This is a genomic window from Cytobacillus firmus (assembly GCF_023715565.1).
Classification (GTDB): domain Bacteria; phylum Bacillota; class Bacilli; order Bacillales; family Cytobacillaceae; genus Cytobacillus; species Cytobacillus firmus_C.
Genome location: NZ_JAMBOJ010000054.1, coordinates 1 through 16,739, shown reverse-complemented (window position 1 = coordinate 16,739; position 16,739 = coordinate 1). Strand labels below are relative to the sequence as shown.

Genomic DNA, 16,739 nt, shown 5'->3' with positions numbered 1-16,739 from the left:
TTCAGCATGAATACATATACTGTTATGAAAAGTTTACAAACTTTAAAATATGGGAAAAATAGTTTATGATGTTTTTATTCAAATAATGAGGGATTAATATGCTAATTCGATATAAAAAGTCATTCGAAAAAATTGCAATGGGTCTTTTATCTTTCATGCCTAATGAAAAAGACTTGAAAAGGCTGCAGCAGACGATGAAGCAATATGAATCAGAAGAAAATCGGCAGCTGTTTTTGTGGAAGGAAGGCGAAGATATCATTGGGCTGGTCGGCGTTACATCAAGTGATCAGACAATGGAGATTCAGCATATTTCTGTTAACCCGTCACACCGTCATCAAGGGATTGGCAAAACAATGATCAAAGCATTGGATGAACTATATCCTGGGAAAACTTTAACTGCAACCGATGAAACCGAATCTTTTCTAAGCAAATGTGATGTTAATTAACAAAAGCGGAAGCACAAACCGCATCCGGTAAGCTTAATCGCTATCGGGGTTCAGCAATATCCTTTGCTATATGGAAAAGGCAGCGAATAAATTATTCCTGCCTTTTTTTTCGGTTCAGGGCTTCAAGTCTTTCTTTAATAACCATGGTTCTATCCCTTCTTTTATGGCGGTGCACAATATCTTTATCTGATAAATTGCTGTCAAAGCACCAGGAAGATCCTTCGGAATCGGAGAACTTCATACATTCTTTCTTAAGTAATGGATCTAAAATTGGCAAGTCAACGCTGGAGTAATGGCCGCCGTTTTGAATCAGTACGAGCCTGTTCTTAAGATCCTTTATTAATTGATGTGTATCAAGTCCAAGTGCCTGTATTTCTTCAGCTCTGCTCTCCAAAATGACGATTCCTTTGCGGAGGGTTCGTTCAGCCCCATTTAAATTCTCTCTTCGATGATGATAAAAAGAAACTGCCATAAGAATTAATCCGACCCATACAGACTTTTTATTGTTTGGATCCGTACTCTTCCAATATTCCTCCAGTATTTCGTGACATTCAAAATAATCTCGGTCACCATGAAAGTGGACCAGGAACTCAATATATTTATCAGGATACATACTTTCACTCCTTGACAATTCTTACTTCATTTTACCATAGCACAATCGATTATCAGAAAAATAAAAACCCGGCGCTTAACCGGGCTTTAACAGCTGATAAATCAGAATATATATATTGGTAATTTGGTTTCTGACAGGACAGCCATATCTATCAGCAAATTAACAGAATCAGCTTAATAAACACGGAAGTTTAGAAGAACCAGGAAGCTCCGACAATAATTAATAGGATGAACAAAACGACAATTAAAGCAAACCCTGTTCCGCAATCTCCAAATCCAGTATTGGACATATAAAATACCTCCTGTATCTTTATTTCCCTATATCGTATGTAGGCAATTGCCTTATTGATTGGGCGGATCAAAAAATTCACGAATGAAGCAGGGGCATTGCGGACATCAGGGTTATTTTTCTATTGGATAACAACCATGAATAATCTATACTAGATATAGCCTTTTGGCATGTAAGGGAATTTATATTAGGAAAATTTGGTGGGTATTTTATGCAATATGATCATTATAACGTCAAAATAGATGCTTTTGAGGGCCCTCTGGATCTTCTTCTTCATCTTATTAACAGGCTGGAAATTGATATCTATGACATTCCTGTATCAGAAATTACCGAGCAGTACCTCATTTATATACATACAATGAAAGAGCTTCAGCTTGATGTAGCTAGCGAATATCTCGTAATGGCTGCAACGCTTCTGGCAATTAAAAGCAAAATGCTGCTGCCAAAGCATGATGAGGAAGAGCTAGAGGATGAATTTGGATTGGAAATGGAACAAGACCCCAGAGATGAACTTGTGGAACGGCTGATTGAATACCGTAAATATAAGGAAGCTGCAGAGGAGCTCAAGGGGCGGGAACAGGATAGAAGTTTAATGTTTACAAAGCCGCCTGCAGACCTTTCGGAATATGTGAATGAAACACAGCAGGAAAAAGCTGATTTAAATGTAAGTCTTTATGATATGCTTGGCGCTTTGCAAAAGTTATTAAGAAGGAAGAAACTGCAAAGGCCGCTTTCTGCAAAAGTTGCCCGCCAGGAGATTCCCATTGAGAAGCGGATGTCTGAAATTGTGGAGCAGTTAAGAAATGTAAAGGGCAGGAAAAAATTCACTGATCTTTTTCCGGTATCGGACAGAGAGCATATAGTAGTAACTTTCCTGGCGGTACTGGAGTTAATCAAGCGAAATGAAATTCAGGTTGAGCAGGACAAAAATTTCTCTGATATTTTTGTAGCTTCCATGGAAGGAGGAAATTAGTGTGGAGATCGTTAATTGGAAGGGTATAGCCGAAAGCCTCCTGTTTGCAGCTGGTGATGAAGGTTTGTCTCTTAAGCAGATTGCCCATGTGCTGGAGGTGGAAGAGAATCAGGCCCGTGAAATATTGGACAGTCTTATGGAAGACTACAATACTGGCAGCCGCGGAATAATGGTTGTTGAATTGGCTGGGACTTTTCAGCTGGTTACGAAAAAAGAGTTTTCCCCATACCTGAAGAAGCTGGTAGAGTCTCCTTCTGCCGCTTCCCTTTCTCAGGCGGCACTCGAAACACTCGCAATTATTGCTTACAGACAGCCCATTACAAGGACAGAAATTGAGGAGATTAGAGGAGTTAAGACAGAGAGGCCTCTTCATACATTGTCAGGAAAAGCCCTGATTAAAGAAGTTGGACGGGCAGACGGAACAGGGCGTGCCTATCTGTACGGAACGACTAAAGAATTCCTTGATTATTTTGGCCTTAAAAGCATAGAAGAGCTTCCGCCACTCCCGGATAAGATAAGTGAAGAAGAGGATTCATTACAGGAAGAGGCTGATTTATTCTTTGAAAAGTTCCAGGAGCTCGATTCTTGAGTTTTCTGACACATTACATAGGAAGTGTGGTAAAATAGAGTTAAATTTTTCCCTTTCCTTTTATACATATTAATCTTGTAAACCACCGGGAAATAGGAGGGTTTTGCTTGCTGATTAAACATTGCAGGGGATATGAGCTTGAAAAAGAAAAGCCAAACACTTCGGAAGATTTTTTTAACAGAAGTGAGATTGTGTTCGAAGAAGATGGACAGGAGAAGACTTTTCATGTTTTATACGTCCGTTTCTTTGATGAATCCATGAATGAGTTTACACCATATGACCAGGATCCAATCTTTAAGGCTGGTTCCAGAGAAGTTCAGTTCAGGGATATTGTTGCTCTTTCATGTTTATTGAAGAACCCGGGTTTTAGACATCGCAAACGAATTTATCTTAATTCAAAGGCTGATTTTGCATCTTATTTTCAGGATCTTGACTTTTCCAGGCTTCCGTCCATTTTTGAAGCGCTGGAGAGTAAAAAATCCTATGACCTGCGATCACCTTTAGACTTTATTGTTCAACCGCAACAATAGCCAGTGTATAAATATGGGGGTGTAATGGATGGGGAATTCAATTGTTAAATCACAGATGGAAGATGTGAAAAATTTCCTCGGTAATAGCGTTGCCGCATTTGAAGATTTCTTAAATAATACAACAATTAAAGATCTTGAAGCAGAGCAACAAGGGAATGTGAATTATTATAAAAGTATCCTCTCACATGTTAGAAAACTCCTTGTATATTGTGAAGAAGGACTTGATACCAGCACAATCATATTAAAAAGTGACCCTTTCCAAAAAGGGGCTGCCGAAAAGACGTTATACCGGATTTACCATCAATGCATTGAAGAGTTTTTTTCTCCGAAAAATGATGCATGGTTTGAGAATAGCCGTTCAGCATATACAGGAAAAAACTCAATCCAGTTTCATGAAGAAGTTCCTGACAGCCTCAAAACCATGTTCAGGCAGCTGGAAGGAGAGTTCCAAAGGGTTCGTGAGGAACTTGAATATTACGAAACCGATTACCGGACAAAGATGATTCAATCAAAATAGCATTGGAAGTGGAGAACAGCTGGCAGCTGTTCTTTTTTCGTTGTATTGCTGCAGCTTTCCTTTTTCATAGGAAAACGTACAAACTTTCACTCATACAAATAGAAAGTGAGCTATTAAAGGAAGCGGGTGAGGGATTGTATGAGTAAAATGGAAGATTACATTAAGGACGTTACGAAATGGAACAAAGAGCTAAGAGATTTTTTAGACTCCGAGGATGTTGAGCAGAACAATGAATTGTGGCAGAGGCTGGATCATTTCACCGAAATTATGGATGGAATAAACGGCCCGCTGGATATAGAAGCTTTGGAAAAGCTGCAGAAACAAGTGGACTCTCTTCATTCGGATATGGAGAATTACTTTTCCAATAGACAGCAGCTTGGAAATATCTATATGAATGAAACGTACATTTCTGCGGGAAAGCATATTTTACCCCCGCTCCCTTACGATTACAGCGCACTTGAACCGCATATCTCAGGAGAAATTATGAGGCTGCATCATGATAAGCATCATCAATCATATGTAGATGGATTGAATAAAGCAGAGGTAATGCTTCAAAATGCGAGAAATAATAATGATTACAACTTGGTAAAACACTGGTCCCGCGAGCTGGCCTTTCATGGTTCCGGTCATTATTTGCATACGGTTTTCTGGAATAATATGAGTCCGGAAGGCGGTGGGAAACCAACAGGTGCACTCCTGAAGGAAATGAACAAATACTTCGGGAGCTTTGAGAATTTCAAAAGCCACTTCACTGAAGCAGCCAAGCAGGTAGAAGGAGTGGGCTGGGCAATCCTGGTGTGGTCTTCAAGAGCCCGCAGGCTCGAAATACTTCAATCGGAAAGGCATATGCTTTTAACCCAGTGGGATACAATCCCTCTGCTGGCTTTGGATGTATGGGAACATGCTTATTATCTGCAATATAAAAATAACCGTGGTGATTATATTAAAAGCTGGTGGAATATTGTGAACTGGAAGGATGTAGAAGACAGGTATTTAAAAGCATCCGAATTAAAATGGAAGCCTTTTTAAATAGAGCAAAAATTAGCAGCAGGGGAGTACAAAACGTATTCTCCTGTTTTTTGATGTACAATCCATTTTTAAATCCACAATACAAGTCAAACATAATAGTCATATCACTACTTGTCCTGCATAAACTTGTACAAATAAATGGAAACATGCGGCTCATCCTTTTAGGGAGACCGTGTATTTCGCTAAATCTGACATCCACAAAGGAGACGGGGTTTTGTGCAATGAAAATGTTTAGCAGGCTGATGGCCATAAGTTTGGTCACCGCGTTGATGATGATGAATTTTCCTCAGAAGACAGAGGCTTCAGTTTCAGTAAGTGCCCGGAGCGCAATATTAATGGAACAGGATTCCGGCCGTATCCTTTACCAGAAAGAAGCAAATGAAATGAGGAGAATAGCAAGCATTACAAAAATAATGACGGCAATCTTGGCCATAGAATCAGGAAAAATGGATGATATCGTTAAAGTAAGTGATCGTGCAGTCAGAGCGGAAGGGTCATCGATATATCTAAAGGCAGGAGAGAAAATAAAGCTTGAGGATCTGGTTTTCGGGCTAATGCTTCGTTCAGGCAATGACTCTGCAGTAGCAATCGCAGAACATGTTGGCGGGAGCCTTGAAGGATTTGGCTTTTTAATGAATAAGAAAGCTGAAGAAATCGGCATGAAGAATACCCATTTTGCAAACCCCCATGGTCTTGATGATCATGAAGACCATTATTCGACTGCTTATGATATGGCTCTGCTGACCAGGTATGCAATGAATAATGAGACTTACCAAAAAATTGCAGGAACAAAGGTGCACCGTGCACCAAACCCGAATGAAAGCTGGGACAGGGTGTGGAAAAATAAAAATAGACTCCTGACTGAATTATATGAGTATTGCACAGGAGGGAAAACAGGATATACAAAAAGGGCGAAGAGAACTCTTGTTACAACAGCATCGAAGGGCAGTCTTAATTTGATTGCAGTCACTCTAAATGGGCCGGATGACTGGAATGACCATATTAATATGTATGAGACAGCTTTTAGAACCTATGATTCTGTAGAAGTCCTGCCTGAAGGAATTATATCGGATATCGATGATGAATTTTATAAAGGCAGGGTTTATATAAAGAACTCATACAATTATCCTGTTACGAAAGAAGAGAAAAATAACTTTAAAATTGAAATAAAGCTGCTAAAGCCTAAATCAGAGTGGGAAGACGGCAGGACAACACCTGATGTGGTCGGTCAGGCAACTGTGTATTTTGAAGATCAGAAAATTAAAAAGCTCCCAATCTTTTATAAGCATGATGAGGTAAAAGAGGATAAGTCGCTATTAGACTACTTTAAGGGTCTTTTCACTTCAATTGCAGGAGTGAAGACAAATGGTTAATATCATTTGGGTGATGCTTACAGCTATAGGCTTAGTTTTTGCTATGATAAACGGCACTATAAATGAAGTGAACGAAGCCATTTTCAATGGTGCAAAAGAAGCGGTCACGTTATGCATTGGTCTTATTAGTATTCTAGTTTTTTGGCTTGGAATGATGAAAATTGCTGAGGACGCCGGCCTTCTGAATAAGCTGGCTTCCTTATTCAGGCCAATTGTGAAGAAGCTTTTTCCAGAAGTGCCCGGTGATCATCCGGCAATGGGATATATGCTTTCGAACATGATGGCCAATATGTTCGGTTTGGGAAACGCAGCTACCCCTCTCGGCATAAAAGCAATGGAAGAGCTGAAAAGATTGAATGGGGGAAAAAATGAAGCGAGCCGTTCTATGATAACCTTTTTGGCCATTAACACTTCAAGTCTGACCTTAATTCCTACAACCGTGATTGCCATACGGATGAATTATAATTCTGCCTCGCCCACAGATATCGTAGGTCCTACCTTAGTGGCTACATTCTGCTCTACATTGGCCGCAATAATGATTGACCGTTATTTCTATTACCGAAGAACGCGAAAAGGATGAGGTTAGAATGGAGATTGTTTCAGCTGTTTCCCTTTGGTTAATTCCTATTTTAATAGGCTTTATATTAATATATGGAACATTTAAGAAAGTTCCTACCTATGAAAGCTTTACTGAAGGCGGAAAAGAAGGTATAAAAATTGCTGTATCCATTATTCCTTTTCTTGTCGGGATGCTTGTAGCCATATCGGTTTTCAGGGCTTCCGGTGCCCTGGAGTATTTTATGAATCTGATCAGGCCAGGACTTGAGGCAATTGGAGTGCCTCCTGATATTGTACCCTTGGCAATCATCCGTCCGATCTCAGGAACTGCAGCACTGGGAATGACCAGTGATTTAATTGCTGTCCATGGTCCCGACTCCTTCATAGGCAGGCTTGCCTCAGTTCTGCAGGGCAGCACTGATACAACTTTTTATGTCCTGACGGTCTACTTTGGAGCAGTGGGAATCAAAAAAATGGGTGATGCTCTTAAAGTTGGGCTGCTGGCCGATTTGGCAGGCATCATCGCATCCATTGTGATCGTAACACTTGTTTTTGGCAGTATGTAGCCATAAAAAGAAAATATCCAGTAGAAAAGATGCCTGAGTGTGGGTATCTTTTTTTATTTCTTTCAAATCACAATCTTCAGTAATTACAGTTTATTACATAACTGAGCTGTTTAGGCAATGGTTTGCTTTGAAAACTTGACGAATTATGTCATAATTCATTAGGAGTGAAAAAGTATGAAGTATTGTTAATAAAACTTTGAGGTGACATAAATGGAAAGATTGCAGAAAGTTATTGCCCATGCGGGGGTTGCTTCGCGAAGAAAAGCTGAAGAGCTAATGGCTGAAGGCCGTGTAAGGGTTAACGGAAAAACAATAAAGGAACTGGGTGTTAAGGTCTCTCCTTCTGACCGCATTGAAGTGGATGGAATACCGCTGGAGAGAGAGGAGCCTGTTTATTTTCTTCTCTATAAACCAAGAGGCGTCATTTCAGCCGTTTCAGATGACAAGGGCAGAAAAGTCGTCACGGATTTCTTTGAGGGTATCAAACAAAGAATATACCCTGTTGGCAGACTGGATTACGATACATCCGGAATCCTCATTCTTACCAATGATGGGGAGTTTGCAAATCTTTTAATGCACCCAAGTAATGAAATTGAAAAAGTCTATGTTGCCAAGTTGAAAGGCATTCCTTCAAAAGAAAAAATGAAGAGCCTCCAAAGAGGCATCGTGCTTGAAGATGGAAAAACAGCACCTGCCAAAACTAAGCTTTTATCAATGGATAAGCAAAAACAGACATCTATTATGGAAATCAGTATTCATGAAGGACGGAACCGACAGGTTAGGAGGATGTTTGAAGCCATTGGCCATCCTGTTCTGAAACTGAAGAGAGAAAGATATGGTTTCCTCACTCTGCAGGGATTATCAGCGGGTGATGCAAGAGAACTTACTGCCCATGAAGTTAAGCAGCTCCGGACACTTGCGATGAAGAAGAAATAGTCAGCTTTCAGAAAAATTCATAGAAGTGTCACAGTTATGCTAAGTTGTAAACAATATAGCTATGGTGAAAAATGCTATAATAGTATACAGCTATGAGGCTAAAATCTTTTCCATATGTTACATATAAATTTGTTAAGGTACGGTCTTTTGGCCTGATTAGGGTGCCTTAGGAGGGGAAGTTTTTTATGAAAAAGCAGCGTCTGGTAATGAGAACAGTCATATTGCTTGTCCTTGGTGCTGCCGTGGCATATACGCTATACGCAAATTTTACGAAAGATAAAATTCAAAAGGTTGCTGTTGGGGAAAAGGCACCTGATTTTGTACTGACAGATATGGATGGCAATAAACACAAGTTGTCCGATTATGAAGGACAGGGTGTTTTCCTGAATTTCTGGGGTACATGGTGCAAACCCTGTGAGAAAGAAATGCCATATATGAACAATCAATATGAGCAATTTAAAGATGAGGGTGTTCACGTCTTGGCTGTTAATGTCGGCGAGACAGACTTAGCAGTAAATAAATTTTCTGAGCGTTACGATCTGGCATTTCCGATTGTAATTGATAAGGATGGCCAAGTCCAATCTGCTTACGGAATTAATCCTCTTCCTGCCACTTTTCTCATTGATAAAGATGGAAAGGTTGTCAAGTATATTACAGGCGAGATGACGGAAGAAACGATCAAGAGCTATATGGAACAGATTAAACCATAAGTTACGGGGAGTTTTATATATGAAAGAAGTAAAATGCGACTGCGGCCATGTTAATCCCATAGGTACGATACTTTGTGAGTCATGCGGGAAGGTATTGGAAGAAAAAGAAAAAGACAATAAACTTCTTGATATGCGGTATGAAGGCAGTGCACGCCGCTCACAAACCTATAATAAAACGATAATTGATAAGATATGGAATTTCTTCTCATCGGTTAAGGTGGGGGTTTGGCTGATCGTAATAACGCTGATAGCATCAGCTGTTGGAACAATACTGCCTCAGGAAATGTATATTCCGCCAATTATGCCGGCTGCAGAATATTATGAAGACCAATATGGATGGATTGGTAAATTATACTACGATCTTGGATTTCATAATCTCTACAGCTCATGGTGGTATTTGATTTTGATTGCCTCAATCGGTATATCTCTTGTCATTTGCAGCCTGGATAGGGTTGTCCCTTTGTATAGAGCTTTAAATAAGCAAAAGGTAAGCCGTCATGAAAGCTATCTGCAGCGCCAGAGGGTCTTTGGGGCGTCACAGCCAGAAGATACTGACAAGGCCTTCACAATGGCAAAAGAAAAATTAAAATCCAAGAAATACAGCATCAGGGAAGAGAATGGTAATATCCTTGCTGAAAAAGGGCGTTTCTCAAGATGGGGCCCATACGTTAACCATGTGGGGCTTATCATATTTTTAATTGGCGGAATGCTCCGTTTTGTACCCGGCATGTATGTTGACAAAATACTTTGGATCCGGGAAGGCGAAACAAAGGTCATTCCGGAAACCAATGGTGAATATTACCTTAAAAATGATAGCTTCATCCTTGAAATGTATGATAAAGAAAAAGATAACGAAGTGTTTGGAGAAGCGATTGATAAAGCAGGAATGGTAGCTAAAAATTATCAGTCCAATGTCACTCTTTATAAAAAACAGGGCGATACTGTTGCAGGTGAAGAGGCTGATCTAAAGAAAGTTAAGGACTATGAAGTCAAAGTTAATAAACCTCTTAAGTTTGAGAACTTTGCATTATATCAAGTAGATTATAAACTGAATGAACTTAACAAAATGTCATTTGCCCTTACAAATAAAAAAACGGGTGAGGAATACGGGGACTTAACAGTCGACCTGAATCGTCCACAGGATGAATATGATCTTGGAAATGGCTATAAAGCAGAAGTTGTCAGCTATTTTCCCGATTTTGAATTTGATGAAAATGGAGAACCTGTTACAAAGTCCAGAATTCCTAATAATCCTGCCTTTGTTTTTAAAATGTTTACCCCGGATAAGCCTGATGGCGAAATAAGTTTTGTTGCGATCAGACAGACAATTGAACCTTTTGGCGATAACGAATACAAGCTGGCCTTTAAAGGTATAGATACTAAAAATGTATCGGCTCTGACAGTCCGTAAAGATTTAACGTTATGGATTATCGCATTGGGCGGAGTTATTTTCATGATAGGTGTTGCACAGGGGTCTTATTGGAACCATCGGAGGATCTGGCTGCGCCGTGTTAATGGAGAGGTGTGGGTAGCTGGACACACTAACAAAAACTGGCATGGACTTAAAAGCGAAATTGAAGCAGCATTGGATGGAACCGGAATTCTGATGCCGGAAGATCAGCTGCAAAATCAAAGTGAAAAGAAAAGCTAAGGAGGAATCTGAGTGGTTACAATAAGCAGCAATTTACTTTACACAGCTTTTATCCTCTATTTAATTGCTACTGTCTTTTTTGCTGGCTCTATAAAGGATAAGAATAGAACGAAGCAAGGGCCAAACAGATGGGCTTCAATTGGTTTATGGATCTCGATTATCGGGTTTGCTGCACATCTTGGCTACTTTATTACAAGGTGGATTGCCGCCGGGCATGCGCCTGTCAGCAACCTTTTCGAATTTACAACATTCTTTGGAATGTCACTTGTTGGTGCTTTTATAGTGATTTACTTAATTTATAAAACACCTATTTTAGGAGTCTTTACGCTCCCGGTTGCGTTACTGATGATTGCTTATGCAAGTATGTTCCCACGGGAGGTTTCACCGCTGATCCCCGCCCTGCAGAGTGATTGGCTTCATATTCATGTTACAACAGCTGCAGTTGGGCAGGCAATTTTGGCTGTAAGCTTCGCTGCCGGATTAATTTATCTGGTAAAATCAGTGGATCAAACTAAACAAAGCAAACAGAGATTCTGGCTGGAAGCCGTTATGTTTGGTCTGGTTTGTACACTTGGGTTTATTATTATTAGCTCAAGCTTCTCAGCCTCAGGCTACAAGGCCGAATTTAACTGGATTGATAAGAACGGTCAGGAAGATGTCCTCGAATATCATATGCCCGCTTTAACAGGCCCTCACGAGGGAAAGCTAATTACTAAAGGTAAATTTGAACCGCTGGCGGAAATGCCTGCAATTATTAATGCAAAAAAATTAAATACCGTTCTATGGTCATTGGCTTCAGGTGTTCTTCTATATCTTGCTTTAAGATTGGTTCTCCGCAAAAGGGTGGGAGCTGCACTTCAACCGCTTGTCAAAAATATTAATCTTGATTTGGTTGACGAGATCGCTTACCGTTCAGTATTAATAGGATTTCCGGTCTTTACCCTAGGAGCTTTGATTTTTGCCATGATATGGGCACAAATTGCCTGGACCCGTTTCTGGGGATGGGATCCAAAGGAAGTATGGGCTCTAATCACCTTCCTATTTTATGCTGCATATCTGCACCTTCGACTTTCAAAGGGCTGGCATGGTGAAAAATCTGCATGGCTAGCAGTAATTGGATTTATCATTATTATGTTTAATTTGGTTGCGGTAAACCTGGTCATTGCCGGATTGCACTCCTACGCTGGATCATAATGAAAAAATGAAAAAAACAAGCCTTCACTTCACAATAGTGAGGGCTTTAATTAAAGATTTTTTATTGACGTCAGGGGGACTTGAAAATGGAAAACCAAGTGAAAATATTGCTAGTGGATGATGAAGAAAGAATCCGCCGTTTATTGAAGATGTACCTTGAGCGTGAAAATTTTTCAATTGATGAAGCTGAGAATGGAGACCAGGCTTTGTCAAAAGCCCTGGCAAATGATTACGATGTTATCCTATTGGATTTAATGATGCCCGGGAAAGACGGCATTGAAGTCTGCAGAGAACTGAGAGAAAAAAAAGCTACTCCCGTTATCATGCTAACAGCTAAAGGAGAAGAAGTTAATCGCGTACAGGGCTTTGAAGTCGGCACTGATGATTATATTGTAAAGCCTTTCAGTCCCAGGGAAGTTGTGCTGCGTGTGAAGGCTTTATTGCGCAGATCTTCTAAAACTACTTACCTGCAGACAGAAACATCAGCAAAAGATGTAATCGTATTTCCTCACCTAACGATCGATAATGACGCTCACAAAGTAATGGCTGAAGGAAAAGAAGTCAGTTTGACGCCTAAGGAATATGAACTGCTTTATTTCCTGGCAAAAGCGCCGGATAAGGTTTTTGACAGGGAGCATTTGCTTAAAGAAGTATGGCATTATGAATTTTTCGGAGATTTAAGAACAGTTGATACTCATGTGAAGCGCTTGCGTGAAAAACTGAATAAAGTTTCTGAGCAGGCAGCCAGAATGATTGTCACTGTCTGGGGAGTGGGCTACAAGTTCGAGGTTATTAATGAATGATGCTTTTTAGGAGTGTTGCCGGAAAACTTTGGGGCACAATTCTTTTATTAGTTTCATTTGTTCTTCTGATTTTAACAGTCATGCTGCTGGAGTTTTTTGAAAATTACCATATAAATGAAACAGAAAAAGGATTATCGAATACTGCCCATAAAATAACCAGAATTTTAAAAGACCATAATCGTGAAGTCGGTTTGGAGATATCCTGGGAGCTTGTCGATGATGTTACAAAAGTAGTCATCATTAACTCGCCGGAAGAGTACTACTATTCTCCTAACCATACGGATTCATTAAAACTGCCCCTTTCCTATCTCACCGAAGAAGCTGATTTAAAAGAAGTTCTTACGAAAGATAAGACTGTAAAAAAAGTAACATCCGTTAATCCCGAGTATACAGACGTATCTGCAGATGACGACAGCAAAATTCTGATCATTGGAGTCCCGCTTGAAAGTGACGGAAGCAATGGAGCCGTTTTTATTTATCAGTCCATTGAAGTAATGCATGAAACATTGCGTTCAACCACGAAATTCATTTTGCTGGCTGCGGGAGTTGCCATCATTTTAACAACCATCTTTGCTTTTTTCTTATCGACTAGAATCAATGCTCCGCTGAGAAAAATGAAAGAAGCTGCCTTTGAGGTAGCAAGAGGTAAATTTGATACAAAAGTTCCGATTCTGACTAATGATGAGGTTGGCGAATTAGCCATGGCTTTTAATCAAATGGGCAGACAGCTGAAATTTAATATGAATGCCCTAAGCCAGGAAAAAGAACAGCTGGCAAGCATTTTAAGCGGGATGGCTGATGGGGTAATCACCTTCAACCGGGATGGAACGATCCTGATTACAAATCCTCCTGCAGAGCGTTTTCTGCAAAGTTGGTTTTATGAACTGGATGACATTGAGAATAATACAGAAGAAGTTCCTTCCAAAGTAATGGAGCTCTTTCAGCTTGCTGTTAATACGGAGAAGGAGCAGATTGGTGAAATCCCAATACAGGGACGTTCCTGGGTGATAATCGTCAGCCCTCTTTATAATAAAAAATATATTAGGGGAGCGGTTGCAGTTATCAGGGATATGACTGAGGAGCGTAAGCTTGATAAGCTCCGCAACGATTTTATAGCTAATGTTTCTCATGAATTAAGGACGCCGATTTCGATGATGCAAGGATATAGTGAAGCGATCGTTGATGATATTGCCGGAACGGATGAAGAGAAAAAAGAGATGGCAAGGGTCATTTATGATGAGTCGCTGAGAATGGGCCGGCTTGTGAACGAACTGCTTGATCTTGCCAGAATGGAAGCCGGGCATATACAGCTGACAATGGAAGAAACTGATGTAATCTCCTTTCTGCAAAGAATCACCAGAAAATTTCAGGGACTCGCAAAAGAAAAGGAAATTAACCTGGAACATGATTTGCAAAGCGAAAATTTATCTATTCCATTAGATCCGGACAGAATAGAACAGGTTATGACCAATCTGATTGATAATGCCATTCGGCATACCCCTCATAATGGAGAGGTTAAAGTGATCGAACGGAGTGATGAACGGGGACTGCTTATCGAAGTGAAAGATTCTGGCTCTGGAATCCCCGAAGAAGACCTGCCGTTTGTATTTGAGCGTTTTTACAAAGCTGACAAAGCAAGGACACGGGGCCGCTCCGGTACTGGACTTGGACTCGCAATTGCAAAAAATATTATTGTAGCTCATAAAGGCCATATTACCGTTCAAAGCAAGACCGGACATGGTACGACATTTTCAATGTTTATCCCTCGAAATGACGGTTAAAGACGGGAATCGTGGCGATTGTTCTTGATACACGGGAAACAATTAATTATAGAATGGGGAAGGAGATGCAAGAATTTCCTTCCCTTTCTTTTTGAATTATAATGATAAAGCATTGGCCGTTCGTATCCTAAGGCAGGGGGTAATCCTCCACCCAAACAGGCTCTTGCGCTTTGCTGCAAAATAATAATATAGTTAAACTGTAACTTTTTTTAGAGAGAGAACGACTATTTTAATGAACGGGGAGGGGAATCCATGGACTCCGTTTTTGATGAACTTTATAAAAAATACCATCAGGACGTTTTTCAATTTCTTTTTTATATGGTCAAAAACAAGGAACTGGCTGAAGACTTAGTCCAGGAAGTCTATATAAGAGTGTTAAAGTCATATGAAAGATTCGAAGGGAAAAGCAGTGAAAAAACATGGCTCTTTTCAATTGCGCGGAATGTTGCCATTGATTCCTTTCGCAAGCAAAAGGGCTGGAAACAAAAGATTATGGAGAAATTTGACTGGTCAACACAGCAAGTAAAGGATGAACTCCCATTGCCTGACGAAATTGCTGTCCAACGGGAAGAAATCCAGATGATCTATCGCTGTCTGGATTTATGCACCATTGACCAGAGACTAGTCATAATTATGAGATATATACATGAACTCACCATTACAGAAACAGCTGATTCACTTGGCTGGACTGAAAGTAAGGTAAAGACAACACAGCATCGTGCATTAAAGGTGTTGAAAAATCATATGGAACATTTTAAGGCAAAGGAGGGAATGGATAATGAAGGGATCAAAGTGGAGTGATGAGCAGCTTCAGGAATTGCTGAGCCAGATGCCTAAGATTAAAGATAGTCGAGACTCGAGAGAAATATATCAAACCATACAAATTAAAATGAGCAAACAAAAGAAAAAAACGTGGATCATGCCTGCTGCTGCAGCGGCTGCTGCCTTGCTCCTGCTTTTCATTCTTGCCCCGAACCTTATGAATTGGCAGGATTCTGCTGATAAGCAAATCGAAATTAAATCAGATCAGTCACAATCATCTGAACAAATAACAGGCGACAATTACAGCATAGCTGAAGACAAAGAGTCGGACCCGGAATCTCTTGTAAAAGAAGAAGATCCACAAGAGGATCATGCGCAGTTTTCCGGTGACCCGGAAAAAGACTCAAAAAGTGATATAAGCATGAAGTCTCTTTCTTCCGAAGCGAGTCCTACTGCCGTTTATGAAGAGGACTTGGCTGGAAAGGAAGTCCTGACCTATTCAATTCCCGATAAGGAGGCTCAGAATATCGTACCTGTCAGCGTTTTAGTTGATAATGATCCAGACAGGAGTAAATTTGACTTGTTTGAAGTCACGATGAGCAAGCTTACTGAAGAGGCATGGGGTTTATCTGATTACTATCCTTTAAAGGCTAATCTAAGCTTTGATCAGGGCAATAGAATGCTGACAGTTGATGTGCCTGCTGATCATCCATATAGCAGGTCTTCAGCTGAAGAATATCTTTTAGAGAATGTATTGTCCGATATTATGAAGAATCTTGAGATAAAAAAGATTAACCTCAGAACGGAAGGGAAAGCCGGCATTGAATTTGGTCATTATGGATATATAGATGAATTTATCCCGCAAAAAAGGAATGGTAACTTAATTTATTATTTCTTATATTCCAATGGTGCTGATTCAACACCATTCCTTGTCCCGTTAAGAGAAGAGCTCAATTCGGTAAAAGACGCTCTGAAAGCAATGAAGCAAAATAGGACTGAAAATAATCTACATGCATCCATACCGGATAATATTGATTTTGAAATAGAAGAAATAAAGGATGGCAAACTCATAATCCGTTTTGATAATGAATCAGAAATAGTTGATAATGCACCAACGCTTCATGCAATCGAAGCAATTCTCCTTACTGCCAAAGACTTTGATTTCGACACGGTCAAATTGGAAAATGCAGATGTTGATAAAATAGGCAAGTTTGATCTTACGGAGGAATTAAAGGTGCCAATAGCAGCTAATAAAAGAGATTTGCCAAATTAGAAAGGCGGCCCATGTGGCCGTCTCAGTTTGTAGACAAAAGGGGTTCGGAATAGTCTCATTCCGGACCTCTTTTTTGAATTTTATTGGCTTTGAAGCATTTTCAGATGATGATAGACCTCTCCGAGGTCATCTTCTAGGCCATTTCTG

General features: G+C 40.1%; 19 protein-coding genes. 17 read left to right on the top strand and 2 right to left on the bottom strand.

Going from position 1 to position 16,739, the window contains the following annotated elements:
• Nucleotides 1-98 precede the first annotated feature (98 nt).
• Nucleotides 99-446 (top strand): GNAT family N-acetyltransferase, encoded by a 348-nt coding sequence (locus M3205_RS19030; protein ID WP_035330083.1) that lies wholly within the window; start codon nt 99-101, stop codon nt 444-446.
• A gap of 91 nt (nt 447-537) precedes the next feature.
• On the opposite strand, the gene M3205_RS19025 is transcribed toward M3205_RS19030, so the two are convergent.
• Nucleotides 538-1,059: a DUF309 domain-containing protein gene (locus M3205_RS19025; protein ID WP_251171314.1), complete on the bottom strand. Its 522-nt coding sequence runs from the start codon at nt 1,057-1,059 to the stop codon at nt 538-540.
• A gap of 190 nt (nt 1,060-1,249) precedes the next feature.
• Nucleotides 1,250-1,348, bottom strand: coding sequence for a YjcZ family sporulation protein (locus M3205_RS19020; RefSeq protein WP_076258148.1), 99 nt, complete (start codon nt 1,346-1,348; stop codon nt 1,250-1,252).
• Nucleotides 1,349-1,558: 210 nt separating this feature from the next.
• On the opposite strand from M3205_RS19020, the gene M3205_RS19015 reads away from it, so the two are divergent.
• From M3205_RS19015 to M3205_RS18940, 16 genes are all read left to right on the top strand, one after another.
• Entirely contained in the window at nt 1,559-2,320 is a 762-nt protein-coding gene (locus M3205_RS19015) for a segregation/condensation protein A (RefSeq protein WP_251171313.1), read from the top strand.
• A 1-nt stretch (nt 2,321) separates the two neighbouring features.
• The gene (scpB, locus tag M3205_RS19010; protein ID WP_251171312.1) at nt 2,322-2,909 is read left to right on the top strand and encodes an SMC-Scp complex subunit ScpB; all 588 of its coding nucleotides are present in this window, start codon (nt 2,322-2,324) and stop codon (nt 2,907-2,909) included.
• 107 nt (nt 2,910-3,016) lie between these two features.
• Nucleotides 3,017-3,439, top strand: coding sequence for a hypothetical protein (locus M3205_RS19005; RefSeq protein WP_251171311.1), 423 nt, complete (start codon nt 3,017-3,019; stop codon nt 3,437-3,439).
• A 28-nt stretch (nt 3,440-3,467) separates the two neighbouring features.
• Complete coding sequence (locus M3205_RS19000; RefSeq protein ID WP_251171310.1) at nt 3,468-3,956, top strand: YpuI family protein; 489 nt, start codon at nt 3,468-3,470, stop codon at nt 3,954-3,956.
• A gap of 138 nt (nt 3,957-4,094) precedes the next feature.
• Nucleotides 4,095-4,985: a superoxide dismutase gene (locus M3205_RS18995; RefSeq protein WP_251171309.1), complete on the top strand. Its 891-nt coding sequence runs from the start codon at nt 4,095-4,097 to the stop codon at nt 4,983-4,985.
• Between the two features lie 221 nt (nt 4,986-5,206).
• A complete protein-coding gene (locus M3205_RS18990) occupies nt 5,207-6,358 on the top strand; it encodes a D-alanyl-D-alanine carboxypeptidase family protein (protein WP_251171308.1) in 1,152 nt (383 codons plus the stop codon).
• Nucleotides 6,351-6,938 carry a nucleoside recognition domain-containing protein gene (locus M3205_RS18985; RefSeq protein WP_035330092.1) on the top strand — a complete coding sequence of 196 codons (588 nt, stop codon included), beginning with the start codon at nt 6,351-6,353 and terminating at the stop codon, nt 6,936-6,938. Before M3205_RS18990 ends, M3205_RS18985 begins: the two co-directional genes overlap by 8 nt.
• Before the next feature lie 7 nt (nt 6,939-6,945).
• A complete protein-coding gene (locus tag M3205_RS18980; protein ID WP_048008123.1) occupies nt 6,946-7,482 on the top strand; it encodes a spore maturation protein in 537 nt (178 codons plus the stop codon).
• A gap of 210 nt (nt 7,483-7,692) precedes the next feature.
• A complete protein-coding gene (gene rluB, locus M3205_RS18975; RefSeq protein ID WP_251171307.1) occupies nt 7,693-8,418 on the top strand; it encodes a 23S rRNA pseudouridine(2605) synthase RluB in 726 nt (241 codons plus the stop codon).
• 185 nt (nt 8,419-8,603) lie between these two features.
• Nucleotides 8,604-9,128 (top strand): thiol-disulfide oxidoreductase ResA, encoded by a 525-nt coding sequence (gene resA, locus M3205_RS18970; RefSeq protein ID WP_251171306.1) that lies wholly within the window; start codon nt 8,604-8,606, stop codon nt 9,126-9,128.
• Between the two features lie 19 nt (nt 9,129-9,147).
• Complete coding sequence (gene resB / locus M3205_RS18965; protein ID WP_251171305.1) at nt 9,148-10,779, top strand: cytochrome c biogenesis protein ResB; 1,632 nt, start codon at nt 9,148-9,150, stop codon at nt 10,777-10,779.
• Nucleotides 10,780-10,791: 12 nt separating this feature from the next.
• Nucleotides 10,792-11,973 carry a c-type cytochrome biogenesis protein CcsB gene (ccsB, locus tag M3205_RS18960; protein ID WP_251171304.1) on the top strand — a complete coding sequence of 394 codons (1,182 nt, stop codon included), beginning with the start codon at nt 10,792-10,794 and terminating at the stop codon, nt 11,971-11,973.
• Between the two features lie 86 nt (nt 11,974-12,059).
• Nucleotides 12,060-12,776: a response regulator transcription factor gene (locus tag M3205_RS18955; protein ID WP_251171303.1), complete on the top strand. Its 717-nt coding sequence runs from the start codon at nt 12,060-12,062 to the stop codon at nt 12,774-12,776.
• The gene (locus M3205_RS18950; protein WP_251171302.1) at nt 12,773-14,557 is read left to right on the top strand and encodes an ATP-binding protein; all 1,785 of its coding nucleotides are present in this window, start codon (nt 12,773-12,775) and stop codon (nt 14,555-14,557) included. The genes M3205_RS18955 and M3205_RS18950 overlap by 4 nt, the downstream gene beginning before the upstream one ends.
• Nucleotides 14,558-14,809: 252 nt before the next feature.
• Nucleotides 14,810-15,358: an RNA polymerase sigma factor SigX gene (gene sigX, locus M3205_RS18945; protein ID WP_251171301.1), complete on the top strand. Its 549-nt coding sequence runs from the start codon at nt 14,810-14,812 to the stop codon at nt 15,356-15,358.
• A complete protein-coding gene (locus M3205_RS18940; protein WP_251171300.1) occupies nt 15,336-16,592 on the top strand; it encodes a hypothetical protein in 1,257 nt (418 codons plus the stop codon). Before sigX ends, M3205_RS18940 begins: the two co-directional genes overlap by 23 nt.
• Nucleotides 16,593-16,739: the final 147 nt, after the last annotated feature.

Bases quoted from the DNA above. Each gene is read 5' to 3' on its own strand.
- M3205_RS19030 (WP_035330083.1), top strand. From the start codon at position 99: ATGCTAATTCGATATAAAAAGTCATTCGAAAAAATTGCAATGGGTCTT.
- M3205_RS19025 (WP_251171314.1), bottom strand. From the start codon at position 1,059: ATGTATCCTGATAAATATATTGAGTTCCTGGTCCACTTTCATGGTGAC.
- M3205_RS19020 (WP_076258148.1), bottom strand. From the start codon at position 1,348: ATGTCCAATACTGGATTTGGAGATTGCGGAACAGGGTTTGCTTTAATT.
- M3205_RS19015 (WP_251171313.1), top strand. From the start codon at position 1,559: ATGCAATATGATCATTATAACGTCAAAATAGATGCTTTTGAGGGCCCT.
- M3205_RS19000 (WP_251171310.1), top strand. From the start codon at position 3,468: ATGGGGAATTCAATTGTTAAATCACAGATGGAAGATGTGAAAAATTTC.
- M3205_RS18995 (WP_251171309.1), top strand. From the start codon at position 4,095: ATGAGTAAAATGGAAGATTACATTAAGGACGTTACGAAATGGAACAAA.
- M3205_RS18990 (WP_251171308.1), top strand. From the start codon at position 5,207: ATGAAAATGTTTAGCAGGCTGATGGCCATAAGTTTGGTCACCGCGTTG.
- M3205_RS18985 (WP_035330092.1), top strand. From the start codon at position 6,351: ATGGTTAATATCATTTGGGTGATGCTTACAGCTATAGGCTTAGTTTTT.
- M3205_RS18980 (WP_048008123.1), top strand. From the start codon at position 6,946: ATGGAGATTGTTTCAGCTGTTTCCCTTTGGTTAATTCCTATTTTAATA.
- rluB (WP_251171307.1), top strand. From the start codon at position 7,693: ATGGAAAGATTGCAGAAAGTTATTGCCCATGCGGGGGTTGCTTCGCGA.
- resA (WP_251171306.1), top strand. From the start codon at position 8,604: ATGAAAAAGCAGCGTCTGGTAATGAGAACAGTCATATTGCTTGTCCTT.
- resB (WP_251171305.1), top strand. From the start codon at position 9,148: ATGAAAGAAGTAAAATGCGACTGCGGCCATGTTAATCCCATAGGTACG.
- M3205_RS18955 (WP_251171303.1), top strand. From the start codon at position 12,060: ATGGAAAACCAAGTGAAAATATTGCTAGTGGATGATGAAGAAAGAATC.
- M3205_RS18950 (WP_251171302.1), top strand. From the start codon at position 12,773: ATGATGCTTTTTAGGAGTGTTGCCGGAAAACTTTGGGGCACAATTCTT.
- sigX (WP_251171301.1), top strand. From the start codon at position 14,810: ATGGACTCCGTTTTTGATGAACTTTATAAAAAATACCATCAGGACGTT.
- M3205_RS18940 (WP_251171300.1), top strand. From the start codon at position 15,336: ATGAAGGGATCAAAGTGGAGTGATGAGCAGCTTCAGGAATTGCTGAGC.